This is a genomic window from Variovorax sp. 54 (assembly GCF_002754375.1).
Lineage (GTDB): Bacteria > Pseudomonadota > Gammaproteobacteria > Burkholderiales > Burkholderiaceae_C > Variovorax.
The window spans coordinates 1,153,655-1,178,147 of record NZ_PEFF01000001.1; the positions used below are offsets into that span (position 1 = coordinate 1,153,655).

Below are 24,493 nucleotides of genomic sequence, written 5' to 3' on the forward strand. Positions count from 1 at the left end.
TGTTTCTTCTCGCACTCAGGCCTTGACGGGCGCCGTCGGGACGTGGCCCGGAATCAGGGCCTCGAACTCATGGCGGAAGTGCTTGATCATGGCGCGCACGGGCATGGCCGCCGCATCGCCGAGCGCACAGATGGTGCGGCCCATGATGTCGCCGGCCACGGAGTCCAGCAGCTGCATGTCGCTGGGCTTGCCCTGTCCGTTGTGGATGCGGTCCACCACGCGGTAGAGCCAGCCCGTGCCTTCGCGGCACGGCGTGCACTGGCCGCAGGACTCGTGCATGTAGAAGTACGAGAGGCGCTTGAGCGACTCGACCATCGAGCGGCTGTCGTCCATGACGATCACGGCGCCCGAACCCAGCATGGAGCCGGCCTTGGCGATGGAGTCGTAGTCCATGGTGCAGGCCATCATGATGTCGGCCGGCAGCACCGGCGACGACGAGCCGCCGGGAATCACGGCCTTGAGCGTGCGACCCTTGCGCACGCCACCAGCCAGTTCGAGCAGCTTGGAGAACGGCGTGCCCATCGGCACTTCGTAGTTGCCGGGCAGCTCGACGTCACCGCTCACCGAGTAGATCTTGGTGCCGCCGTTGTTCGGCTTGCCGCACTCGAGGTAGGCCGGGCCACCGTTGCGGATGATCCAGGGCACCGCCGCGAAGGTCTCGGTGTTGTTGATGGTGGTCGGCTTGCCGTACAGGCCGAAGCTCGCCGGGAACGGCGGCTTGAAGCGCGGCTGGCCCTTCTTGCCTTCGAGCGATTCGAGCAGTGCGGTTTCTTCACCGCAGATGTAGGCACCGAAGCCGTGGGCGGCGTGCAACTGGAAGTTGTACGTGCTGCCCATGATCTTGTCGCCGAGGTAGCCGGCGGCGCGTGCCTCTTCGAGGGCGGCCTCGAAGCGGTCGTAGCTCTGGAAGATCTCGCCGTGGATGTAGTTGTAGCCCACGCTGATGCCCATCGCATACGCGGCGATGGCCATGCCTTCGATCACGATGTGCGGGTTGAACTGCAGGATGTCGCGGTCCTTGCACGTGCCGGGCTCGCCTTCGTCCGAATTGCAGACGAGGTACTTCTGGCCCGGGAACTGGCGGGGCATGAAGCTCCACTTCAGACCGGTCGGGAAACCGGCGCCGCCACGGCCACGCAGGCCCGAGGCCTTCACTTCGGCGATCACCTGGTCGGGCGTCAGGCCCTCGGTGAGGATCTTGCGCAGCGCCTGGTAGCCGCCGCGCGCTTCGTAGTCGGCCAGATGCCAGTTGGTGCCGTCGAGGCCTGCATAGATCTGAGCGCCGATGTGGCGGTCATGGAAGCAGGTCTGAACACCGGTGGCCTGGAATTGCGAGAGAACCTGTTCGGGCGCCATCACGAAGCCTCCCCTGGCTTGGCACTGCGCAAACCGTCGATGAGCTGGTCGAGCTTGTCGTTGCTCATGAAGCTGCACATGGTGCGGTCGTTGACCAGCATCACGGGCGAATCGGCGCAGGCGCCGAGGCATTCACTCTGCTGCAGCGTGAACAGGCCGTCGGCCGTGGTCTCGCCCATCTTGATGCCGAGTTTCTTCTCGAGATGGACCAGCGCGGTCACGCCGTCGCGCAGTTGGCACGGCAGGTTGGTGCACACGTTGAGCTTGAACTTGCCCACCGGATGCTGGTTGTACATGTTGTAGAAGGTCGTCACTTCGTGCACGGCGATGGGCGCCATGCCGAGGTAGGCGGCGATCTCGCGCTCGCGCTGCACGCTCACGAAGCCTTCGTCCTGCTGGACGATGGCGAGGCAGGCCATCACGGCCGACTGCTTGCCAGCTTCGGGGTACTTCGCGACCTCGCGCGCAAAGCGCTCGAGGATGGCGGCCTTCAACGGCGCCGAAGGCACCGCGTCATGGTGATGGGTTGAGGAAGTCGTCATTCGCTCTTTCTCACCTGTCGATTTCGCCGAACACGATGTCCATCGTGCCGATCACCGCGACAGCGTCGGCGATCATGTGGCCGCGCGACATTTCGTCGAGGGCAGCGAGGTGCGGGAAGCCCGGGGCGCGGATCTTCAGGCGGTACGGCTTGTTGGCGCCGTCGCTCACGAGATAGATGCCGAACTCGCCCTTGGGGTGCTCGACGGCGGCATACGCTTCGCCTTCGGGCACGTGGAAGCCTTCGGTGAAGAGCTTGAAATGGTGGATCAGCTCCTCCATGTTCGCCTTCATCGATTCGCGCGCGGGCGCAGCAACCTTGTGGTTGTCGGTGATGACCGGACCCGGATTCACGCGCAGCCATGCCGAGCACTGCTGGATGATCTTGTTGGCCTGGCGCATTTCTTCCACGCGCACGAGGTAGCGGTCGTAGCAGTCGCCGGTCTTGCCCACGGGCACGTCGAACAGCATCTGGTCGTAGACGTCGTAGGGCTGCTTCTTGCGCAGGTCCCATTCGACGCCCGAGCCACGCAGCATCGGGCCGGTGAAGCCCAAGTTCAGCGCACGCTCCGGCGTGACCACGCCGATGCCCACGGTGCGTTGCTTCCAGATGCGGTTGTCGGTGAGCAGCGTTTCGTACTCGTCGACCATCTTCGGGAAGCGCTTGCAGAAGTCGTCGATGAAGTCGAGCAGCGAACCCTGACGGTTTTCGTTGAGACGCTCGATCGCCTTCGCGTTCTTGATCTTGCTGACCTTGTACTGCGGCATCGAATCCGGCAGGTCGCGGTAGACACCACCCGGACGGAAGTACGCCGCGTGCATGCGCGCGCCGGACACGGCCTCGTACATGTCGAACAGGTCTTCACGCTCGCGGAAGCAGTAGATGAGCATGTTCATCGCGCCGCAATCCAGACCGTGCGCGCCGAGCCACAGCAGGTGGTTCAGCAGGCGGGTGATCTCGGCGAACATCACGCGGATGTATTGCGCGCGGATCGGCACATCGAGACCCATCATCCGCTCGATGGCGAGGCAGTAGGCGTGCTCGTTGGACATCATCGACACGTAGTCGAGGCGGTCCATGTAGGGCAGCGACTGGATGAAGGTGCGCGATTCGGCGAGCTTCTCGGTCGCGCGGTGCAGCAGGCCGATGTGGGGGTCGGCACGCTGGATCACTTCGCCGTCCAGCTCGAGCACCAGGCGCAGCACGCCGTGTGCTGCGGGGTGCTGGGGACCGAAGTTGAGTGTGTAGTTCTTGATTTCGGCCATATCTGTCAGTGCAAACCGCCGCCGTAGTTGTCTTCGCGGATCACGCGCGGCGTGATTTCGCGCGGCTCGATCGAGACCGGCTGGTAGACCACGCGCTTCTGCTCTTCGTCGTAGCGCATTTCGACGTGACCCGACACCGGAAAGTCCTTGCGGAACGGGTGGCCGATGAAGCCGTAGTCGGTCAGGATGCGACGCAGATCGTCGTGGCCGTCGAACACGATGCCGTACAGGTCGAAGGCTTCGCGCTCGAACCAGGTGGCGGCACTCCAGACAGGCTGGAGCGAATCGACTACGGGCAGGTCTTCATTCGGCGCGAACACCTTGAGGCGCACGCGCTGGTTGAGGCTCACGGAGAGCAGGTGCGAGACAACGCAGTAGCGATCGCCCTGCCACTCGCCTTCGCGGTAGTCGGAATAGTCCATGCCGCAGAGGTCGATCAGCTGCTCGAAGCGGCAGCCGGGCGCATCGCGCAGCAGCGTTGCTGCATCGATGTAGTCGACGGCACCGACCACGACGGTCACTTCTTCGAGTGCGAGCGTCACGCTCTTGGCCTTGGCGCCGAGCGCCTCGGCAATGGTGGCGCGCAGCACCTCCGGCGAAATTGCAAAGTCAGTCATCGTCGGCAATCTCTCAGGCGCGGGCAATGGTGTTGGTGCGGCGAATCTTCTGCTGCAGCTGGATCACGCCATACAGCAGTGCTTCAGCGGTGGGCGGGCAACCCGGCACGTAGACGTCGACCGGCACGATGCGGTCGCAGCCACGCACCACGGAATAGCTGTAGTGGTAGTAGCCGCCGCCGTTCGCGCAGGAGCCCATCGAGAGCACCCAGCGCGGCTCGGGCATCTGGTCGTAGACCTTGCGCAGCGCGGGCGCCATCTTGTTGCACAGCGTGCCGGCCACGATCATCAGATCGGACTGACGCGGGCTGGGTCGGAACAACATACCGAAACGGTCGATGTCGTAGCGGGCAGCACCCGCGTGCATCATTTCGACCGCACAGCATGCGAGACCGAACGTCATCGGCCAGAGAGATCCGGTCTTCGCCCAGTTCACGACCGAGTCGTAGGTCGTGGTGACGAAGCCTTCTTTGAGAACGCCTTCAATGGCCATCGTGTTGCTTCCTTGTCATTCCCAGTCGAGCGCGCCTTTTTTCCACTCGTAGACAAAGCCCACGACGAGGATGGCGAGAAAGATCATCATGGCCCAGAAGCCAACAGCGCCGATTTCCTTGAGCGCAATGGCCCACGGAAAGAGAAAGGCAATTTCGAGATCGAAGAGGATGAAGAGAATCGCGACGAGGTAATAGCGCACGTCGAACTTCATGCGCGCATCCTCGAAGGCCTCGAAGCCGCACTCGTAGGGAGCGTTCTTCGCAGCATTGGGCCGATTGGGCCCAAGGATGTATCCGATGACTTGCGGGGCGACGCCTACGCCGACCCCGACCAAAATGAACAAAAGGACGGGAAGGTAGGAATCGAGGTTCATCGAGAAATTTTCACCGCTTGCCACCGACAGAAAAGCCTCTGGATAGAGATTTTCTGCCGGTGATATTTGGTGCGGTCGGCGAGACTCGAACTCGCACAGCTTTCGCCACTACCCCCTCAAGATAGCGTGTCTACCAATTTCACCACGACCGCGGTTTTAAACTGTCCAGATGGCATGAGGTGCCGTTGAGGCATTTGGCTTTCTGAACAGATTTAGAGTTTACCCTGAAATGAAGCCGTTTCTCACAGACGGCTGCATGAAAACAACCTGATTACTTGGCCGGAATCTGGCCAGTGCCCGAAACGGGTGCTGCAGGCGCCGAAGCGGCCTTGGCAGGTGCTGCTGCAGCAGGGATTTCGCCCGCAGCGCCAGTCGCGGGAGCGGCCGGCGTGGCAGGTGCGCCTACGGCTGCGCGCTCCAGCAGGCTGCCACCGCCCGCAGGACGTGCGTGGCTGAAGTAAGCCAGCAGCAGCGTACAGGCAAAGAACACCGCAGCCAGCACGGCCGTCGTGCGCGAAAGGAAGTTGGCACTGCCGCTGGCACCGAACAGGCTGCCCGCACTGCCGCTGCCGAAGGCCGCGCCCATGTCGGCGCCCTTGCCGTGCTGGATCAGGATCAGGCCGATCATTGCCAGCGCCGCCAGCATTTGCACGCCGACCAGAAGATTGAGGACCACGTTCATTCGTTCTTACTCCTAAGTGATGGCTGCCGTTGCCGCGATCAGCGTGCAGCGGCAGAAATGATCTGCAGAAAGTCGGGCGCCTTGAGCGAGGCGCCACCGATGAGGCCGCCGTCGATGTCGGCCTGCGCCAGCAGTTCGGCGGCATTCGCCGCGTTCATGCTGCCGCCGTACAAAATCTTGATGCCCGCAGCATGCTCGCTCGCCGCATGGTGCAGTTGCGCACGCAGCACGGCATGCACCGCCTGCGCCTGCTCCGGCGAGGCCGTCTTGCCCGTGCCGATGGCCCAGACCGGCTCGTAGGCCACGACGATCTCGCTGATGCAGTGGCCATTCAGATGAATCACCGCAGCCAGCTGACGCTTGACGACCTCTTCGGTCTGCCCTGCTTCGCGCTGTGCCAGCGTCTCGCCGACGCAGACGATCGGCGTGATGCCATTCGCCAGCGCGGCCGCCGTCTTGGCCGCCACCGTGTCATCGGTTTCGCCGTGGTACTGGCGACGCTCGGAGTGACCGACGATCGCATAGCGCACGCCGAACTCCTTCAGCATCGCCGCCGACTGCTCGCCGGTGAACGCACCTTGCGGGTGCGCCGAGATGTCCTGCGCACCGAGCGCCAGCGACGGCGTGTCCGCCAGCAGCGATTGCAGCTGGGCAAAGTACGGCGCAGGCGCACACAGTGCAACACCGCATGCCGCAGGACTGGTTGCCAGCCCTTGCTGCAGGGCCTTCACCAGCGCCTCGTTGGCGGCCAGGCCGCCATTCATCTTCCAGTTACCGGCAATCAGTTTCTTGAAGGTTGTCATCGCGTTGTTCGTCTCACCAAGTCAGCACGATCTTGCCGATGTGCTGGTTCGATTCCATCAGGGTGTGAGCCTGGGCCGCGCCGCTAGGCTCACCTGCTGCCGCATAGGTGCTGTGGATCACGGGCTTGACCGCGCCGCTTTCAAGCAGCGGCCAGACCTTCTCGCGCAGCGCCTTGGCGATGGCACCTTTGAACGCCACCGGCCGCGGACGCAACGTCGAGCCAGTGATCGTGAGCCGCCGACGCAGCACGAGGCCCGCGTTGATCTCACTCTTCACACCGCCCTGCACTGCAATGATCACGAGCCGACCGTCTTCGGCCAGGCATTCGATCTCGCGCGCCACGTAGTCGCCGGCCACCATGTCGAGCACCACGTCCACGCCCTTGCCGCCCGTGAGCTGCTTCGCCACTTCGACGAAATCGCTCGTGCGGTAGTTGATGGCGTGATCGGCCCCCAGCTTCAGGCAGGCTTCGCACTTGTCGTCGCTGCCGGCCGTGACGATCACGGTCGCACCGAGCGCCTTGGCGATCTGGATCGCCGTGACGCCGATGCCGCTCGAGCCGCCCTGGATCAGCAGCGTCTCGCCCTTCTGCAGGCGGCCGCGCTCGAACACATTGCTCCAGACAGTGAAGAAGGTCTCGGGCAGCGAGGCCGCCTCGATGTCGCTCCACCCCTTGGGCACCGGCAGGCATTGCGCCACAGGCGCCACGCACAGCTCGGCATAGCCGCCACCGGCGACCAGTGCGCACACGCGGTCGCCGACCTTGAAGCCCGCCTCGGCCAGCGCCTTGGCGTCGCCCGACACGATCTCGCCGGCCACTTCGAGGCCCGGCAGGTCGGAAGCACCGGGCGGCACCGGGTAATGCCCCATCCGCTGCAGCACGTCCGGGCGATTGACGCCGCTGGCCGCCACGCGGATCAGCAGCTCGCCCTCGCCCGCCACCGGGTCGGGACGTGCAGCGACGCGCAGCACCTCGGGGGCGCCGTACGAAGTGATCTCAATGGCTTTCATGGGGGTCTCCGAGACTCGGATGCCCGCACAGGGGCGGGCATCAGTGGCTGTCCACGAGAGGCGACGACACCAGGCCGTCGCGCCTCACTGCTTACTCCTGCGGTTCGCGCGGCGCTTGCTGCTGCGACTCGCCGGCGGGCTGCTGTTGCTGCTCGCCGCGGGGCTGTTGCTGCTGGTCGTTGTAGCGCGGTGCGCGCTCGCCACGATCACCACCACGGTCGCCGCCGCGATCGCCACGGTCCGAACGCTCACGGCGGTCGCCACCACGGTCACCGCGATCGCCGCGGTCTTCACGCGGCGGGCGCTCGCTGTATTCCATGCCGGCCGGACGCTCGGTCAGGGCCTTCATGGACAGCTTGACGCGGCCCTTTTCGTCGGTCTCGAGAACCTTGACCTTCACGATCTGGCCTTCGCTCAGATAGTCGGTCACCTTCTCGACGCGCTCGTGCGCGATCTGGCTGATGTGCAGCAGGCCGTCCTTGCCGGGCAGCAGGTTGACCAGTGCGCCGAAGTCCAGGATCTTGGTGATCGGGCCTTCGTAGACCTTGCCGATTTCGACTTCAGCGGTGATCTGCTCGATGCGGCGCTTGGCGAATTCGGCCTTTTCCGGATCGGTCGAGGCGATGGTGATGGTGCCGTCTTCGTCGATGTTGATCGTCGTGCCGGTTTCTTCCTGCAGGCCACGGATGACCGAGCCGCCCTTGCCGATCACGTCGCGGATCTTCTCGGGGTTGATCTTCAGCGTGGTCAGGCGTGGCGCGAAGCTGGAGACTTCGGCCTTGGCCTCGCCCATCGCTTCTTGCATCTTGCCCAGGATGTGCATGCGCGCTTCCTTGGCCTGTGCCAGTGCGACCTGCATGATTTCCTTGGTGATGCCCTGGATCTTGATGTCCATCTGCAGCGCGGTGATGCCGTTGGTCGTGCCGGCCACCTTGAAGTCCATGTCGCCCAGGTGATCTTCGTCGCCCAGGATGTCGGTCAGCACCGCGAAGCGGTTGTCTTCCTTGATCAGGCCCATGGCGATACCGGCCACGTGCGCCTTCATGGGCACGCCGGCGTCCATCATCGAGAGGCAGCCGCCGCAGACCGAAGCCATCGACGAGGAGCCGTTCGATTCGGTGATTTCCGACACCACGCGGATGGTGTACGGGAATTCTTCCTTGGTCGGCAGCACAGCGACGAGCGCGCGCTTGGCCAGGCGGCCGTGGCCGATTTCGCGGCGCTTGGTCGAGCCCATGCGGCCCACTTCGCCGGTGGCAAAGGGAGGCATGTTGTAGTGGAACAGGAAGCGGTCTTCGTACTCGCCGGCCAGCGCGTCGATGCGCTGTGCATCGCGTTCGGTGCCGAGCGTGGTGATGACCAGTGCTTGCGTTTCGCCGCGCGTGAACAGGGCCGAACCGTGGGTGCGGGGCAGCACCGAGTTGCGGATTTCGATGGGGCGCACGGTGCGCGTGTCGCGGCCGTCGATGCGGGGTTCGCCCGACAGGATCTGGCTGCGAACGATCTTCGATTCGATCGAGAACAGCAGGTCGTTGACCTTGCCGGCGTCGAAAGGCTCGCCGCCTTCCTTCAGCGATGCCATCACGCTGGCATTGGCTTCGCGCAGGGCTTGCGTGCGGGCTTGCTTGCTACGGATCTGGTAGACAGCGCGCAGCTTTTCTTCGGCCAGCCCCTTGACCTTGGCGACGAAGGCTTCGTCTTCGGCAGGCGCCTTCCAATCCCACTCCGGCTTGCCGGCGTCGCGCACGAGGTCATGGATCGCGTTGATCGCGATGTTGGCTTGTTCGTGGCCGAACACCACGCCGCCGAGCATGATTTCTTCGCTCAGTTGCTGGGCTTCGGACTCGACCATCAGCACGGCAGCTTGCGTGCCGGCGACGACGAGGTCCATCTGCGAATCCTTGCGGGCCGTCTGGCCCGGATTCAGCACGTACTGGCCGTTGATGTAGCCCACGCGGGCGGCACCGATCGGGCCGCTGAACGGGATGCCGGAGATCGACAGGGCGGCGCTCACGCCGATCATGGCGGCGATGTCGGCGTCGACTTCAGGGTTCAGCGACACGGTGTGGATGACCACATGCACTTCGTTCAGGAAGCCTTCGGGGAACAGCGGGCGGATCGGGCGGTCGATCAGGCGGCTGGTCAGCGTTTCGTGCTCGCTGGGCTTGGCTTCGCGCTTGAAGAAGCTGCCGGGGATCTTGCCCGCGGCGTAGGTCTTCTCGATGTAGTCGACGGTCAGCGGGAAGAAATCTTGACCGGGCTTGGCCGACTTGGAAGCGACCACGGTCGCCAGGATCACGGTGCCGTCGATGTCGACCAGCACGGCGCCATTGGCCTGACGGGCGACTTCACCCGTTTCCATGACGACGGTCTTGTCGCCCCATTGGAAGGACTTGGTGATTTTGTTGAAGAGGCTCATTGTTGCTCCTATTTTGATAGCGAATCACACAGGATTCGCAAAGGGCGGAGGCTGCTCAGAACACGATGCCATTCCAGCGAAGCTCGGGGCGAACTTCATTGGAATGACACAGCTTCGCTCTGTTGGGCACTCCGAAAGTGGATCGCGAAGTAAAAAACGCCTGAGCTAGCGGACTAACCCAGGCGTTTTTTCATGCGATTCGAATTACTTGCGCAGACCCAGCTTGGCGATCAGCGCGGTGTAACGCTCGGCGTCCTTGGACTTGAGGTAGTCGAGGAGCTTGCGACGGCGACTGACCATGCGCAGCAGGCCGCGACGACCGTGGTGGTCCTTGGCGTGCGTCTTGAAGTGGGGGGTCAGCTCGTTGATACGGGCGGTCAGCAGTGCGACTTGCACTTCAGGGCTGCCGGTGTCGTTGGCTGCACGGGCGTTGTCTTTGACAACTTCGGCCTTGATGGAGGCTGCGATCATGTTGAATTTCCTTGTTCCGGGATGTTTGACTTGCGGTGAGCACTGGAACTGCCCTCACCGTGCGCCTTGCGGCATGCAAAGCTTTGGGAGTATACATCGGCCGGCTTGACCGCTCCTTCCCGCCGCCTTCCGTCGAGCGAAACCAGCCCCACGGCCCCCAGCACACAGGCGGCGCCGGCAACCTGAGGCCAACCAACCGCCTCCCCCAGCCACCACGCGGCCAGGACCAGCGCCGACACCGGCATCAGCGCCGTGAACAACGCCGCCTCGGCGCCCCGCAGCCGGGCGGCGCCCGCGTACCAGAGCAGGAAGCCCGCCACCGTCGGCACCAGCGCGTAATAGGCCACCCCGGCCAGCGCCTCGGCCGGCACCGGCTGAAGCCAGGCCCGCTCCAGCAGCGCCGGAATCACGGACAGCAGCAGCCCCAGCGCGACCATCGCCGTCGACTGAACGAGCGGCGCCAGCGGCACGCGCAGCCGCTTGTTGAGCAGGATAAACAGCGACTCCAGCGCCACCGCGCCCAGCACCAGCAGGTTGCCGAGCAGCGCGGTCGACGTGCGCTCGCCGCCCTCTCCGCCCGGGCGCAGCGTGATCGCCAGCACGCCCAGGCTCGCGAGCACGATCCCGCCCACCAGGTAGCGCCCCGGCCGCTCGCGCAGCGCCAGCACGGCCACCAGCGCGGCCATGGCCGGCAGCGTGCCGGTCACCACGCCCGCATCGGCGGCCGGTGCCCAGCGCACGCCCAGGATCAGCAGCACCGTGTAGCCGACGCTGCCCGCCGCCGCCTGGCACAGCAGTAGCGCGGCGTCGTGGCGATCGGGCCGCGGCCAGCGGGCGCGCATGAACCCCATGAGCGCCACGAACACGGGCAGCGCCAGCGCAAAGCGCAGCGCGGTCGCCGTGAACGGCGGCAAGCCGCTCGCGATGAGCTTGCTCGCGACCACCGTGCTGCCGACCGTGACCATCGCGAGCGCGCACAGCCACATTCCCTTGCTTCGTTCCGACATGTTTCTTCGCCTTTCGATTGCGCTGGCAACCACAAAGAGACGAGCGTCTCCCGCCGGGACACCGGCGGTCTTGAACGAAATTGCAGGGAAGGAAAGATTCAGCCGCAGCGCGCCGCCGCATACGCCCCGGGCGTGAAGCCCAGAAAGCGCACAAAGGCCCGCGTCATGTGACTCTGATCGGCAAAGCCAGCACCAGCCGCGGCATCGGCCAGCGCCCTGCCCTGTGCGATCAGCCGACGGGCGCGCGACAGCCGGCACTGTTGCAGCCAGGCATGCGGCGGCAGCCCGAAGGCGGCCGCGAAACCGCGCAGCAGCTGGTAGCGACTCAGGCCGGCCTCGCGTGCCAGTTCGGCGAGCGTGGGCACATGGATGCAGTCGTCGGCGATGCGTGCACGTGCGCGCTCCATCGCCGCCGGTGCCACGCGTTTCGGCGACTCAGGAGCCCGCGCGCCGGGCGCATCGCGCAGCAGCTGCAACACGCCCTGCTCCAGCGCCAGCGCGTCGTCGCCCTCGACAACGGCCGCGAACAGCCGGTCGAAGCCCTGCCGCAGCGCCGGATCGCTCAACACAGGCCGCGTCAACTCGAACCCCGGCGGCACGCCCTCCGACAGCAGCGCAGGCGCCAGATGCAGCATCCGCCAGGCCCGCGCTTCACCGCGCATCGCAACACCGTCGTGCACCTCGCCCGGATTCACCGTGATGACGTCGCCGCGCACCGCCTCGACCGCGCCGCGCCCGCTGGCCGAGCGCTGCCCGCCGCGGTCCATCACGCCGATGCCGAACACGTCGTGCATGTGGCGCGGAAAACTGCGGCTCGATTCAGCCGCAATCGCCTGCAGGCCCGGCAGTGCCGAGCCGCGGATGCGCACGGCATCGACGGGCGCGGACCTCGATGCCATGCCGGAAAGCCTCAGCGCGCCTGCTTCGCCAGCCAGCCGCGCAGCCGCTCGACGCCCTGCACCAGCCGCTGCGGGTCTTTCGACGCGAAGCACCAGCGCAGCCAGCCCTGCGCCTCGGGCGCGAAGGCGTTGCCCGGCGCAAGCCCCAGACCCGCTTCGGCGACGAGGCGCTTGGCGAGTTCGAGCGAATCGCCAAAACCTTCGAGCCGGAAGAAGGCGTACATGCCGCCCTTGGCCGGCGCCACCTGCACGCCCGGCACCGCTGCCAACAGCGGCACCAGCGTGTCGCGGCACTGCTTCAGGTGCGCGACCACGCGCGGCGTGATGTCCGCCGTGTGCTCCAGCGCGGCGATGGCGGCGCGCTGCGTGAACACGCTCGCGCACGAGGTGTTGAACTCGATCAGCTTGCCGATGCCGTCGACCATCGCCGGTGGCAGCACCAGCCAGCCGAGGCGCCAGCCGGTCATGAGGAAGCTCTTCGAGAAGCTGTGCGTCACGACGAGGCGATCGTCGGGCGTCGAGATGTCGAGGAAGCTCGGCGCACAGCCATTCGAGTCAAGTTCCCCCCGAGGGCTTCGCCCTCCCCCCGGGGGGCGAGTCCGCCTTGAGGCGGCTCGGCGCCGGACTCGGCTCGAAGTACAGCCGCTCGTACACCTCGTCGGCCAGGATCCAGGTGCCGGTCTCGCGGCAGTGGTCGAGCACGGCCTGCTGCTCGTCGCGCGTCATCGTCCAGCCCGTGGGGTTGTTCGGCGCGTTGACGATCAGCAGCTTCGTCTTCGGCGTGACCGCGGCGCGCAATGCGGGCAGGTCGAGCGTCCACTGGCCGTTCACCGGCACCAGCGACACGGTGCGCACCTGCGCGCCCATGATCGCCGGCTGCGCCGTGAGGTTGGGCCACACGGGCGTGACGGCGACCACGTCGTCGCCCGCGTCGACCAGCGCCTGCACCGCGAGCATCAGCGCGCTCACGCCGCCCGAGGTGACGGCGATGCGCGAGGCATCGACGGCCGGGTGCAGGCGGCTCGTGTAGCGCGCAATGGCTTCGCGCAGCTCGGGCAGGCCGAGGTTGTGCGCGTAGAAGGTTTCGCCGCGCTGCAGCGACTCGATGGCCGCCTGGCGGATCACCTCGGGAGTGACCTCGTCGCTCTCGCCGAACCAGAAGGCGAGCACGTCGTCGCGGCCCATGCCGGCATTGGCGACTTCGCGGATCTTCGAGGCTTCGAGGTGGTGGATGGCTTCACGCATGTCTGGGGGTTCCTGTGCTGTCGGGGTCGTGCGCCTCAAAGGCGATTCAAGGGCGCTTCATCTTGCAAGAGGTGGGCTGCTCTGCGCGCTCGGGCGCGATCGTCTTGATCACGCGGAAGCCGTAGCCCGAGCCCTCGACGTCGAACTGCACGCCGGGCTTGCCCTGCTTGTCCATCACGCCCACCACGAGCGGTTGCTGGAACTGATGGTCGGCCGCGCGCATGCGGCCGCGCTGGCCGTACAGGCTCACGTCGGCCTGCTCAAGCGCACGCGCCAGCGGCACGGCCTCGGCGCTGCCCGCGCGCTCCAGCGCCTGCGCGAGCGACTCGACCAGCAACTGCATGCGCATGTGCACGTAGTCGTCGGCCGGCCGTGGAAAGCGCGTGCGAAAGGCGCGGTAGAAGGCTTCGGACTGCGGCGTCTGCACGTTCGGCAGCCAGTCGGCCACGGCAACCACGCGGCCGATGCCCGCGTCGCCGATGGCGGCCGGCGCGCCCAGCGCATTGCCGTAGAAGGTGTAGAAGCTGCCGTTGAAACCGGCTTCGCGCGCGGCCTTCACGAGCAGCGTGAGGTCGTTGCCCCAGTTGCCGGTGATCACCGCCTGCGCGCCGCTGGCGAGGATCTTGGTGGCGTAGGGCGCGAAGTCCTTCACCTTGCCCATCGGGTGCAGTTCGTCGCCGACGATCTCCACGTCGGGGCGCTGCACGCCAAGCTGGCGGCGCGATTCGCGCAGCACGGCCTGGCCGAAGCTGTAGTCCTGGCCGATCAGGTAGACGCGCTTGAGCGCCGCGTCGTCCTTGACCACGTCCATCAGCGCGGCCACGCGCATGTCGGCATGGGCGTCGAAGCGGAAGTGCCAGAAGCTGCAACGCTCGTTCGTCAGCACCGGATCGACGGCCGAGTAGTTCAGGAAGATCACGCGCCGCGACGGGTCGCGCTCGTTGTTCTTGTCGATGGCATCGATCAGCGCCGCCGCCGTCACCGACGAGTTGCCCTGCAGCACGATGCGGGTGCCGTCGTCCATGGCCGCGCGCAGCGCCGACAGCGCCTCTTCGTTCTGGCCCTTGCTGTCGTAGCGATCGAGTTGCAGCGGACGCGCACCGCCCGGCAGCTTCACACCGCCGCGTGCGTTCACGCGCTCCACGGCCCACAGCAGGTTGCGAAACACGGCCTCGCCGGTGTTGGCGAAGGGGCCGCTCATGCTCTCGATGAGCGCCAGCCGGATCGGGGCGGGTTGCGGGGCCTGCGCGAAGCCGGCGAACGGGGTCGCGCATAGCGCCGCCGCTGCGAATTTCAAGGCCTGGCGGCGCCAAATAAAGGGGGTTTTCATTGTCTTGAAACGCGTGCCGATGCGCCTAGATGAGGTGTCAAGCGGCACTCACGATGGAAAGGCCGCGCAGTGTAAGGGACACACATTCCATGTCCCCATTGTGTTCATTCACCCTGGAGTTTTCGCCATGTTCTTCACCCCCACCCACCGCAGCGCGCATTTCGCTCCCCGTGCCCACGACCGTGCTTTCGAGCGCTTCGTGAACGAGGCTTTTGCCGGCGCCCGCCGCTCGCCCCTGATCGAGCAGGACGACAAGAGCTGGACCCTGTCGCTCGACGTGCCCGGCCTGTCGCGTGAAGACCTGTCGGTGGCCATCGAAGGCGCCGTGGTCCGCATCGAAAGCAAGGCCGAAGCCAAGCGCCAGATCAAGCTCGCCTACGAGCTGCCGCAAGCCATCGACCTGGCCACCAGCGAAGCCAAACTGGAGAACGGCGTGCTGACCCTGAAGCTCGGCAAATTGGTGCCGGCGAGCCAGGTTTCGCACTTGCAGATCAACTAGTCCGAGCGATGCCCCCACGAAGAAAATGTTAGTGACAGCTTGTTTTGACTTTAAACAAGCGTCGTATTCACAATACTGCTGGATAACGTCACATGATGTGACGATTTATTAGTACTTTCTTCTTCGTGGGCATCTCGTAAACGCATCGAGTTCCCGGGCGGTGCGGACAGCGGGTGTGCCTCAAGGCACCATGAAAACGCACCTGCAGTCAGCCAATGACAACCAACGGTCCGACACGCTCCTGATCTTCCTGCCAGGGGCTTACCTCAAACCCGAAGAGTTCGAGCGCGAGGGTTTCATCAGTGCCGTGCGCGAGCGGCACCTCGCAGCCGACGCACTGCTGGTCGATGCGGACGTCTCCTACTACTACGACCAGACCCTGAGCGAGCGGCTGCACGCCGACGTCATCGAGCCCCAGCGGGCCAAGGGCTACACCTCGATCTGGCTGGTCGGCATTTCCATCGGCGGTTTCGGTGCGCTGATCCATGAGCTGGCGCGGCCGGGCTCTGTGGACGGCATCGTGGCGCTGGCGCCCTACCTCGGGCGCCGCGTGCTCGGCGCGGAGATCAAGAAGGCCGGTGGCCTGCGCACCTGGCAGGCCCCCACCGGGCCGCAGCCCGACGAGGAGCCTGATCGCAAGCTCTGGCCCTTCTTCCAGCAGTACCTGGCGCCAAGGCCCTCCAAGGACCTGCCGCCGCTGTACCTGGGTTTCGGCCTGGCCGACCGCTTTGCCAGCAACCACAAGCTGCTGGCCGACGCCCTGCCGCCGGGGCGCGTATTCACCACCGAAGGCGGCCACGACTGGCCCGAATGGCGCCAGCTCTGGCGCAATGTGCTCGACGTGCTGCCGCTGCCCTCGCTGCCCGCGCTGGTGCGCGGCGCACGCGCGCCGGCTATGCGGTTTCCGGCTGTGGCGCCTCGGGCGTCATCAGCGATGCCATCGGCCATCGCGGCTTGACGTCGAAGGCATAACGCTCGGAGGCCTGCGACAGGCCCGACTGCAACCGCATCGCCGCGGCCATGGCGATCATGGCGCCGTTGTCGGTGCACAGGTGCAGCTCGGGGTAGTGCACGCGCACCTTGCGCTTCGCACACGCCGCGTTCAGCTGCTCGCGCAGGTTCTTGTTGGCCCCCACGCCGCCCGCCACCACCAGCCTCTTCAGGCCGGTCTGGTCGAGCGCCGCGAGCGACTTCTTCAACAGCACCTCGACGATGGCCGCCTGCGTGGACGCGGCCAGGTCGGCCTTGCGCACGTCGAGCTGGTCGCCGAGCTTCTTGGCCTGCGTGAGCACGGCCGTCTTCAGGCCGGCAAACGAAAAGTCGAGATCGCCGCTGTGCAGCAGCGGGCGCGGCAGCTTGAAGGCCGCGGCATCGCCCTCTTCGGCCAGCTTCGCGAGCCAGGGGCCGCCGGGGTACGGCAGGCCCATGAGCTTGGCGCTCTTGTCGAAGGCCTCGCCGGCCGCGTCGTCGATGGTTTCGCCGAGCAGTTCGTAGCGGCCCACGCCGTCGACCCGCATCAGCTGCGTGTGGCCGCCCGACACCAGCAGCGCCACGAACGGAAATTCGGGCGGGTCGGCGCTCAGGAACGGCGACAGCAGGTGCCCTTCGAGGTGATGCACGCCCAGCACCGGCTTGCCCAGCGCCACGCCGAGCGCGCAGGCCACGCCCGCGCCCACGAGCAGCGCGCCGGCCAGGCCCGGGCCACGCGTATAGGCCACCACGTCGATCTCGGCGAGCGAGCGCCCGGCCTCGGCCATGACGGCTTCGGTGAGCGGCAGCACGCGGCGGATGTGGTCGCGGCTGGCCAGCTCGGGCACCACGCCGCCGTAGGCCTGGTGCATGGCGATCTGGCTGTGCAGCGCGTGCGAACGCAGCAGCGGCAGCGCGTCGCCGTGCGACTCGACCAGCGCCACGCCGGTCTCGTCGCAGGATGATTCGATTCCCAACAAGAGCATGGCGCCGAGTGTAGGGGCCGCCCGTCGGCGGCGCCCGCGAAGGGGCAAGCGAGGCACGGAAGTTGCACGAGTGACGTGCGCTCCACCCACTCCCCCACGAATGACTTCCGGCCTGAGCTTCCTGATCGCCGCGCGCCGATGCGAGATCGACGCGCTGGACCAGCTCGCGCGCACCAGCGAACTGGTCGGTGCGATCGGGCGGCTCGTGCATGCGCTGCAGCGCGAGCGCGGCATGTCGAACGTGTTCCTGGCCTCGCACGGCGGGCGCTTCGCCGACCAGCGCGGTCCGCAGATCGCCGAATGCCTTGCGCTCGAGCAGCAGGTGCGCGCCGGCTTCGACCGGCTCGAGGCCGAGCACCACCGCGTGGTGGGTGCCGGCCACGGTGCGCGCCTGTTCAGCCGCATCGCCTGGGTGCTGCCCGGCCTGGACGCCCTGCCCGCGCTGCGCCAGCGCATCGACGCGCTCGAGCTCCAGCCGGCACAGGCCGTGGCCGCCTTCGCCAAGCTGGTGGCCGGCCTGCTGGCCGTGGTGTTCGAGGCGGCCGACGGCGCCACCGACCCCGAGATCTCGCGCCTGCTGGTGGCGATGTTCAACTTCATGCAGGGCAAGGAGTTCGCGGGCCAGGAGCGTGCCTTCGGCGCCGCAGCGCTCGCGCTGGGCCGCGGCGACGAGGCGCAGCGCCAGCAGTGGCGGCACCTCATCGAGTCGCAGGAGCGCTGCTTCCAGGTGTTCACCGATTTCTCGGGCGACGCGGTGCGCACCCTCTGGCACGACAGCCAGTCCGACGCCGTGCTGGCCGAACTCGAACGCCTGCGCCGCAAGGGCGCCACGTCGGTGCCGGCCGACGCGCTGCTGAGCCAGGCCTGGTTCGACTGCTGCACCCGGCGCATCGACGCCATGCAGACGGTCGAGAACCGCCTCTCGGCCGACCTGCGCGCGCTGTGCGACCACAAGACCGCGCAGGCGCGCAGCGAGCTGGCCGCCTACCGGCAGCTGCTCGGCACGCTGGCCCCGCAGGCCGGCGGCGCGCTGTTCTTCGACGATGCTCAAGCACAGGACGCCACGCCCGCGCAGCTCGGGCGCCACCTCGAACGCTCGGTGCTCGACATGGTCCAGGAGCAGTCGCAGCGCCTGCAGGCCATGAGCGACGAACTCGACACCGTGCGTGCCTCGCTCAACGAACGCAAGATCGTCGAGCGCGCCAAGGGCCTGCTGATGGCGCACCGGCGCCTGAGCGAGGCCGAGGCGCACAAGATGCTGCGCCAGACCGCCATGAACCAGAAGCGCCGCCTCGTCGACGTGGCCGAGTCGATGCTGGCCATGGCCGACTACCTGCCGCTCGAACCTGCACCGCGGCGCTGACCCGGGCCGCTTGGATTGGTGCAGCGCACAACAGTTGTGCGTCGCCGAAGTTTCCGGGCCGGATCGGACCTTCTCCTTGCCCCACGGGCGGCATCAGCTCCCCTTTCCATAGCAAAACACTGCCAGGTCAGGCTGGCACGTCGCTTGCGTAGACCTTCTCACGGACCGCAAGGTCTCAAGGCAGGTTGCACCCAACGGCGGGTGCGGCCCACCGAACCGGACAAAGGCGTCCCCATCCCGCACGGGCTCGTTCACGAGCAGCCCCTGCGCGGTGCGGACGCCTTTTCGTTTTTGTCTTTCACTTCTGGAGCCCCGCCCATGTCCGATCTGCTGCTGAAAACCAAACTGAGCCGGCGCCGCGTGCTGCAAGCCGCCGCCCTCGGCGCCGTGGGCATCGACCCCGCATTGCGCGCCGCTGTCTGGGCCCAGGGATCGGACAAGCCGGAAAAGGAAGAAGTGAAGATCGGCTTCATCCCGCTGACCGACTGCGCCAGCGTGGTGATGGCCTCGGTGCTGGGCATCGACAAGAAGTACGGCGTGAAGATCGTGCCCAGCAAGGAAGCCAGCTGGGCCGGCGTGCGCGACAAGCTCTCCAACGGCGACCTCGACATGGCGCACGTGCTCTACGGCCTCGTCTACGGCATGCACCTGGGCCTGAGCGGCCCCAAGAAGGACATGGCCGTGCTCATGACCCTGAACAACAACGGCCAGGCCATCACGCTGTCGAAGAAGCTGGCCGACAAGGGTGCGGTCGATGCCGCCTCGCTCGCCAAACTCATCGCCACCGAGAAGCGCGAATACACCTTCGCCCAGACCTTCCCCACCGGCACGCACGCCATGTGGCTGTACTACTGGCTCGCCTCGGCCGGCATCGATCCGTTCAAGGACGTGAAGAACATCACCGTGCCGCCCCCGCAGATGGTGGCCAACATGCGCGTGGGCAACATGGACGGCTACTGCGTGGGCGAGCCCTGGGGCCAGCGCGCCATCATGGACGGCATCGGCATCACGGCCATCACCACGCAGGACATCTGGAAGGACCACCCCGAGAAGGTGCTCGGCTGCACCGCGGAGTTCACCAAGAAGTACCCGAACACCGCACGCGCCGTGACCGCCGCGATCCTCGAGGCCAGCAAGTGGATCGACACCGGCCTGCAGAACAAGAACAAGATGGCCGAAACCATCGCCGACAAGAGCTACGTCAACACCAGCGTGGACGCCATCAACCAGCGCATCCTGGGCCGCTACACCAACGGCCTGGGCAAGAGCTGGGACGACCCCAACCACATGAAGTTCTACAACGGCGGCGCCGTGAACTTCCCGTACCTGTCGGACGGCATGTGGTTCCTCACGCAGCACAAGCGCTGGGGCCTGCTGAAGGAGCACCCCGACTACCTGAAGGTGGCCACCGAGATCAACCGCATCGACATCTACAAGCAGGCCGCCGCCGCCACGCAGACGCCCGTGCCCAAGGACACGATGCGCAGCAGCAAGCTCTTCGACGGCACCGTCTGGGACGGCAAGGACCCGAAGAAGTACGCGGACTCGTTCAAGTTGCATGTCTGAGGAGAAACACACCATGGTCAGCGCTGTCTTTCACTCGCCCCTGAACGCATCCCTCCCTCTCCCGCATGCGGGAGAGGGCCGGGGTGAGGGTGCGGCCCACGCCAAGGCCGCCCCGCTCCCCCGCGCGGAGAAAGAGAAGAAGCCACGCACGCCCCTCGACCTGCGCGCCTTCTGGATGCGCGTGCTCCCGCCGTTCCTGGGCTTCGGCCTGCTGGTGCTGGTCTGGGAGATCGTGGCCATGAAGAGCACCACCGGTTTCCCCACGCCACTCGCCACCTGGCAGCAGGCGCTCACGGTGTTCAGCGACCCGTTCTACAGCAAGGGCCCGAACGACCAGGGCGTGGGCTGGAACGTGCTGTCATCGCTGCAGCGCGTGGCGCTGGGCTTCGGGCTCGCGGCGGCGGTCGGCATTCCGGCCGGCTTTGCCATCGGGCGCTTCGAGTTCCTCTCGCGCATGTTCAACCCGCTGATCAGCCTGCTGCGCCCGGTGTCGCCGCTGGCCTGGCTGCCCATCGGCCTGCTGGTGTTCAAGGGCGCCAACCCGGCCGCGATCTGGACCATCTTCATCTGCTCGATCTGGCCGATGGTCATCAACACCGCCGTGGGCGTGCAGCGCGTGCCCAGCGACTACATGAACGTGGCCAAGGTGCTCAACCTCAGCGAATGGAAGATCCTCACCAAGATCCTCTTTCCCGCCGTGCTGCCCTACATGCTCACGGGCGTGCGGCTGGCCGTGGGCACCGCGTGGCTGGTGATCGTCGCGGCCGAGATGCTCACGGGCGGCGTCGGCATCGGCTTCTGGGTGTGGGACGAGTGGAACAACCTCAACGTCGCCAACATCATCATCGCGATCTTCGTGATCGGCATCGTCGGTCTGGTGCTGGAGTTCGCGCTCATCAAGCTCGCCACCGCATTCACGTTCGAAGAGGTGAAGTCATGAACGACGATTCGAAGTACATCGAGATCCACGGGGTCGAGCAAGCCTTCAAGACGCCCAAGGGCCGCTTCGTCGCGCTGCGCGACGTGAACCTGAACGTGGCCAAGGGCGAGTTCGTCACGCTCATCGGGCACTCGGGCTGCGGCAAGTCGACGCTGCTGAACCTCATTGCCGGGCTGACCACGCCCACGCAGGGCGTGCTGCTGTGCGCCAACAAGGAGATCAAGGGCCCGGGCCCCGAGCGCGCCGTGGTGTTCCAGAACCACTCGCTGCTGCCCTGGCTCACCTGCTTCGAGAACGTGTACCTCGCGGTCGAGCGCGTGTTCGCGGCCACCGAGAGCAAGGCACAGCTGCGCGAACGCACCGACGCGGCACTCGCGCTGGTGGGCCTCACGCCCGCGGCGCAGAAGCGGCCCGGCGAAATCTCGGGCGGCATGAAGCAGCGCGTGGGCATTGCGCGTGCGCTGTCGATGGAGCCCAAGGTGCTGCTGATGGACGAGCCCTTCGGCGCGCTCGACGCCCTCACCCGCGCCAAGCTGCAGGACGAGCTGCTCGCCATCGTGCAGAAGACGCGCAGCACGGTCGTCATGGTCACGCACGACGTCGACGAGGCCGTGCTGCTGTCCGACCGCATCGTGATGCTGACCAACGGCCCGGCCGCCACCATCGGCGACGTGCTGACGGTGGACATCGCACGCCCGCGCAACCGCGTGGCGTTGGCCGAAGACCCGGCCTATGTGCACGCGCGCAAGGCGGTGATCGATTTTCTCTACACGCGCCAGGCGCATGTGGAGAAGGCCGCGGCCTGATCCGGCAGGCGCAGCACCACGGGCGTCAGGACATGATGACCTGCAGGCTGTGCTCGTACCACCCGGTCAGGCGCTCGAACGTGTCGACCAGCGCCTCGCTGGAACGCACCAGCGTGGCGCGCCCTTCGGGGCTGTCGAGCGCCTGCACGCCGCCGACGAGGCGCAGCCACTCGTCGCGCGCGCTCACCAGCCCGGCGCGGATCTCGGGCGAGCTGAGCGGCGCGCGCTCCAGCTCCAGCAGCGCGGCTTCGAACTCGTGCATGGTCGGCAGCAGCCGGTCGCGCGAGGCACCGGCCGCGAGCGTCGAGGCCAGCAGCGCGTCCTTGGCCAGCCGCTGCGCACGCATGCGCTGCCGTCCGCAGATGTTGACGATGCGCAGCGCGCGCCGAGCACCCGAGGCTTCCAGCGCATCCGTCAGGGCCTCGGCCGCCGACAGCAAGGCCTCGCCGCGCGCATCGATCGCTGCAAGCCCCTGCGCCGCGGGCTTGGCGCCCAGCAGCGCGGCCAGCTCGTTCCACGCGGCCTGCACCTCGCCGAGCGCCTGCACGCCGACCGGGCCCAGTTCGAGGGCGGTCAGATGATCCAGCGTCTGCTGCACCCGCTCGGTCGATTGCGTGCGCAGCACGCGCGCACGCTGCGCGTCGATCCCCGCCGCGAGCTGTGCCGCCACGCGCACCAGCCGCTGCGAGAGCATGCGCAGCTGGCCCGCCCGGTTGATCGCCTCGGCCCACTGCGCGGCCTCGATGACCGAGCGCGACACCTCGCCCAGGCGCAGGTTGGCGTGCATCGCGGCGCCGCGCAGCAGGCCGAAAGCCTCGTCTTCGCCGATGCCGCGCGCGGACATCAGCAGGCCCTTGGCGCGATCGACCCACTTGCGCTCGTCCATGCGCGTGCGCAGGTTGTCGAGCTCGGTGCGCAGTGCGGCTTCGCGTGTCCATCGGGCCTGCGCCCGGGCGAGCAGTGCGGGGAGCGACAACGCATCGAGCGGTGCCCACGCCTGCACGCCGAGCGCGACCAGTGCCTCGTGCTGTTCGCCGGCCAGCGGCGCCCCCACCACGCTCACCGCGCACGGCGGCACGCCGCTCCACCCCTGCAGCGCGTCGCACAGCAGTTGCAGCGGGGCCGGCCCGGGCCAATGGACCAGGACCTGTTGCGGTGCGAGCACGCCCACCTGTTGCACCAGCGTGTGGCAGGTGGCCCGCCCGAGCACCGTGGCGCCCGCCTGCGCAAGCCCCTGCACGAGCGGCTCCGGCAGGGGCGCGCGGGCGTCGATATCAGGGGGAAGAACAAGCAGAAGGGACGTCATGGCGGGGTGTCGAAAGGCCCGGCAAGCATAGGCGACGCCCGCGCGCACACCCACGCAATTTCGCGGGCACGCCTCTTGCATTGGATGGAGTGCGGTGTAACGAAGCACCGCTTTGGTGATGAGGCTGCAGGCTCCTGCATCCCGCCCGGCCGCGCTCAGGCCGGGCACACCCCCACGCCGACAGCGTCCGCTGCCGGCACCCCGACCCCCACCCCGTCCGTCGACACGGCCTGCCCCAGGCCGGGCCGCGGCTTTTTGCACCTTTGAACACCATGTCCGGTTTCAGGAATTTCTTGCAGTCAGGCCACAGTCCGACCCTGTTCGCGGCCTTCCTGTACTTCTCGTTCTCCTGCTGCATCTGGGTGCTCAACGGCGCCATGGCGCCCTTCATCGGCGAGACCTTCGACCTCTCGCCCGCGCAGAAGGGCCTGATGCTGTCGGTGCCGATCATCGCGGGCGCGCTCATGCGCTTTCCGCTGGGCCTGCTTTCGCAGTACATCGGCCGCAAGAAGGCCACGCTGGTCGAGATGGGCCTCATCGCCGTGGCGATGCTGTTCGGCTTCTTCTTCGTGAAGAGCTTCAACGACCTGCTCGCCATGGGCGTGCTGCTGGGCATTGCCGGCGCGAGCTTCGGCGTGGCGCTGTCGCTGGGCTCGGGCTGGTTCCCGCCGCAGCACAAGGGCCTGGCCATGGGCCTGGTGGGTGCGGGCAACGTGGGCACGGCGGTGTCGGTGCTGGTGGCGCCGCCGCTCGCACTGTGGCTCGGCTGGCAGGCGGTGTACGGCGTGGCCGCGGTCGCGATCCTGATCCCGATGGTGGTGATGGTGGTGTTCGCCAAGGAGCCACCCGATGTGGACCCCCACGGCAGCTTCCGCGAACACATCGCCTGCCTCTTCGAAAAAGACGGCTGGGTCTTCAGCCTGATCTACGGCGTGACCTTCGGCGGCTTCATCGGCCTGACCACCTTCCTGCCTTCGTACTACTACGACCAGTTCGGCGTGAGCAAGGTGCAGGCCGGCCAGCTGACGATGCTCGCGGCCTTCATGGGCGCGGCGGTGCGCATCGTGGGCGGCTGGCTGTCCGACCGCTGGGGCGGCGTCAACACGCTCACGGTGGTGCTGCTGGTGGTGGCCGTGGGCCTCGTGCTCGTGGGCTTCTCGTCGGGCTCGCTGGCGCTCACCACGTTGTTGCTGATCGTGTGCTTCGCCGCGCTGGGCGCGGGCAACGGCGCGCTGTTCCAGCTGGTGCCGCTGCGCTGGCCCGCGAGCACGGCGGTGGCCGGTTCGATGATCGGCGAGATCGGCGCCCTCGGCGGCGGCCTCGTGCCCAACGCCATGGGCCTGTCGAAGCAGTACCTGGGCAGCTATGCCTGGGGCTTCGTGTTCTTCGCGCTGCTGTCGCTCGTGATGCTGGGCGTGATGCGCGTGATGCAGATCCGCTGGACACGCACCTGGGCCGAAAAGGGTGGCCGCGCGCGTGTCACACCGGCCCCTGCTGCGAAGCCCTCGCCCGTTCGCAAGGCCGCCCGCTCATGAGCCCTTTC

General features: G+C 66.8%; 23 protein-coding genes, 1 tRNA gene and 1 pseudogene. 7 read left to right on the forward strand and 18 right to left on the reverse strand.

Translation table 11 applies throughout. From position 1 onward, the window contains the following. Window positions 1–15 precede the first annotated feature (15 nt). The 16 genes and pseudogenes from nuoF to CLU95_RS05180 form a co-directional block, all read right to left on the reverse strand. A complete protein-coding gene (gene nuoF, locus CLU95_RS05105) occupies window positions 16–1,356 on the reverse strand; it encodes an NADH-quinone oxidoreductase subunit NuoF (protein WP_099791017.1) in 1,341 nt (446 codons plus the stop codon). Further along, on the reverse strand, window positions 1,356–1,898 hold the full coding sequence (locus CLU95_RS05110; RefSeq protein ID WP_099791019.1) for an NADH-quinone oxidoreductase subunit NuoE family protein: 543 nt from the start codon (window positions 1,896–1,898) through the stop codon (window positions 1,356–1,358). The genes nuoF and CLU95_RS05110 overlap by 1 nt, the downstream gene beginning before the upstream one ends. A gap of 10 nt (window positions 1,899–1,908) precedes the next feature. Continuing rightward, window positions 1,909–3,162: an NADH-quinone oxidoreductase subunit D gene (locus tag CLU95_RS05115; protein WP_099791021.1), complete on the reverse strand. Its 1,254-nt coding sequence runs from the start codon at window positions 3,160–3,162 to the stop codon at window positions 1,909–1,911. A 5-nt stretch (window positions 3,163–3,167) separates the two neighbouring features. Continuing rightward, window positions 3,168–3,779: an NADH-quinone oxidoreductase subunit C gene (locus CLU95_RS05120; RefSeq protein WP_099791023.1), complete on the reverse strand. Its 612-nt coding sequence runs from the start codon at window positions 3,777–3,779 to the stop codon at window positions 3,168–3,170. A 13-nt stretch (window positions 3,780–3,792) separates the two neighbouring features. Next, window positions 3,793–4,272: a NuoB/complex I 20 kDa subunit family protein gene (locus tag CLU95_RS05125; protein WP_007837763.1), complete on the reverse strand. Its 480-nt coding sequence runs from the start codon at window positions 4,270–4,272 to the stop codon at window positions 3,793–3,795. 15 nt (window positions 4,273–4,287) lie between these two features. After that, on the reverse strand, window positions 4,288–4,647 hold the full coding sequence (locus CLU95_RS05130) for an NADH-quinone oxidoreductase subunit A (protein ID WP_099791025.1): 360 nt from the start codon (window positions 4,645–4,647) through the stop codon (window positions 4,288–4,290). Window positions 4,648–4,714: 67 nt separating this feature from the next. Further along, window positions 4,715–4,799: transfer RNA gene (locus CLU95_RS05135), tRNA-Leu, on the reverse strand. 119 nt (window positions 4,800–4,918) lie between these two features. Continuing rightward, window positions 4,919–5,329: a preprotein translocase subunit SecG gene (secG, locus tag CLU95_RS05140; protein ID WP_099791027.1), complete on the reverse strand. Its 411-nt coding sequence runs from the start codon at window positions 5,327–5,329 to the stop codon at window positions 4,919–4,921. Window positions 5,330–5,367: 38 nt separating this feature from the next. Continuing rightward, window positions 5,368–6,132, reverse strand: coding sequence for a triose-phosphate isomerase (gene tpiA, locus CLU95_RS05145; RefSeq protein ID WP_099791029.1), 765 nt, complete (start codon window positions 6,130–6,132; stop codon window positions 5,368–5,370). Between the two features lie 13 nt (window positions 6,133–6,145). Beyond that, window positions 6,146–7,144 carry an NAD(P)H-quinone oxidoreductase gene (locus CLU95_RS05150; RefSeq protein ID WP_099791031.1) on the reverse strand — a complete coding sequence of 333 codons (999 nt, stop codon included), beginning with the start codon at window positions 7,142–7,144 and terminating at the stop codon, window positions 6,146–6,148. A gap of 91 nt (window positions 7,145–7,235) precedes the next feature. Further along, window positions 7,236–9,563: a polyribonucleotide nucleotidyltransferase gene (gene pnp / locus CLU95_RS05155; RefSeq protein ID WP_099791033.1), complete on the reverse strand. Its 2,328-nt coding sequence runs from the start codon at window positions 9,561–9,563 to the stop codon at window positions 7,236–7,238. Between the two features lie 204 nt (window positions 9,564–9,767). Further along, entirely contained in the window at window positions 9,768–10,034 is a 267-nt protein-coding gene (gene rpsO / locus CLU95_RS05160) for a 30S ribosomal protein S15 (protein WP_056579564.1), read from the reverse strand. After that, a complete protein-coding gene (locus CLU95_RS05165; RefSeq protein ID WP_099791035.1) occupies window positions 10,031–11,041 on the reverse strand; it encodes a DMT family transporter in 1,011 nt (336 codons plus the stop codon). Before CLU95_RS05165 ends, rpsO begins: the two co-directional genes overlap by 4 nt. 98 nt (window positions 11,042–11,139) lie before the next feature. After that, entirely contained in the window at window positions 11,140–11,940 is an 801-nt protein-coding gene (locus tag CLU95_RS05170) for an AraC family transcriptional regulator (RefSeq protein ID WP_099791037.1), read from the reverse strand. An 11-nt stretch (window positions 11,941–11,951) separates the two neighbouring features. Beyond that, window positions 11,952–13,185 (reverse strand): annotated as a pseudogene (locus tag CLU95_RS05175) (pyridoxal phosphate-dependent aminotransferase). Between the two features lie 46 nt (window positions 13,186–13,231). After that, window positions 13,232–14,515, reverse strand: coding sequence for a branched-chain amino acid ABC transporter substrate-binding protein (locus CLU95_RS05180; RefSeq protein ID WP_099791039.1), 1,284 nt, complete (start codon window positions 14,513–14,515; stop codon window positions 13,232–13,234). Window positions 14,516–14,642: 127 nt separating this feature from the next. On the opposite strand from CLU95_RS05180, the gene CLU95_RS05185 reads away from it, so the two are divergent. After that, a complete protein-coding gene (locus CLU95_RS05185) occupies window positions 14,643–15,014 on the forward strand; it encodes an Hsp20/alpha crystallin family protein (RefSeq protein ID WP_099791041.1) in 372 nt (123 codons plus the stop codon). Window positions 15,015–15,204: 190 nt separating this feature from the next. Beyond that, window positions 15,205–15,972 carry an alpha/beta hydrolase gene (locus tag CLU95_RS05190; RefSeq protein WP_099791043.1) on the forward strand — a complete coding sequence of 256 codons (768 nt, stop codon included), beginning with the start codon at window positions 15,205–15,207 and terminating at the stop codon, window positions 15,970–15,972. On the opposite strand, the gene tsaD is transcribed toward CLU95_RS05190, so the two are convergent. Beyond that, the gene (gene tsaD / locus CLU95_RS05195) at window positions 15,908–16,969 is read right to left on the reverse strand and encodes a tRNA (adenosine(37)-N6)-threonylcarbamoyltransferase complex transferase subunit TsaD (protein ID WP_099791045.1); all 1,062 of its coding nucleotides are present in this window, start codon (window positions 16,967–16,969) and stop codon (window positions 15,908–15,910) included. The two genes, CLU95_RS05190 and tsaD, sit on opposite strands and share 65 nt — an antisense overlap. A 100-nt stretch (window positions 16,970–17,069) precedes the next feature. On the opposite strand from tsaD, the gene CLU95_RS05200 reads away from it, so the two are divergent. From CLU95_RS05200 to CLU95_RS05215, 4 genes are all read left to right on the forward strand, one after another. Beyond that, entirely contained in the window at window positions 17,070–18,332 is a 1,263-nt protein-coding gene (locus CLU95_RS05200; RefSeq protein WP_099791047.1) for a nitrate regulatory protein, read from the forward strand. 318 nt (window positions 18,333–18,650) lie between these two features. Beyond that, window positions 18,651–19,898 (forward strand): CmpA/NrtA family ABC transporter substrate-binding protein, encoded by a 1,248-nt coding sequence (locus CLU95_RS05205; protein WP_099791049.1) that lies wholly within the window; start codon window positions 18,651–18,653, stop codon window positions 19,896–19,898. 13 nt (window positions 19,899–19,911) lie between these two features. Then, window positions 19,912–20,838 carry a nitrate ABC transporter permease gene (gene ntrB / locus CLU95_RS05210; RefSeq protein ID WP_099791051.1) on the forward strand — a complete coding sequence of 309 codons (927 nt, stop codon included), beginning with the start codon at window positions 19,912–19,914 and terminating at the stop codon, window positions 20,836–20,838. Beyond that, the gene (locus tag CLU95_RS05215; protein WP_099791053.1) at window positions 20,835–21,644 is read left to right on the forward strand and encodes an ABC transporter ATP-binding protein; all 810 of its coding nucleotides are present in this window, start codon (window positions 20,835–20,837) and stop codon (window positions 21,642–21,644) included. Before ntrB ends, CLU95_RS05215 begins: the two co-directional genes overlap by 4 nt. Window positions 21,645–21,669: 25 nt before the next feature. Here the strand turns inward: CLU95_RS05215 and CLU95_RS05220 are convergent, their stop codons facing one another. Continuing rightward, window positions 21,670–22,950: an ANTAR domain-containing protein gene (locus CLU95_RS05220; RefSeq protein WP_099791055.1), complete on the reverse strand. Its 1,281-nt coding sequence runs from the start codon at window positions 22,948–22,950 to the stop codon at window positions 21,670–21,672. A gap of 272 nt (window positions 22,951–23,222) precedes the next feature. Between CLU95_RS05220 and CLU95_RS05225 the strand changes: the two genes are divergently transcribed. Further along, window positions 23,223–24,485, forward strand: a complete 1,263-nt coding sequence (locus tag CLU95_RS05225; protein ID WP_099797125.1) for an MFS transporter — start codon at window positions 23,223–23,225, stop codon at window positions 24,483–24,485. The last annotated feature ends 8 nt before the right edge of the window (window positions 24,486–24,493 follow it).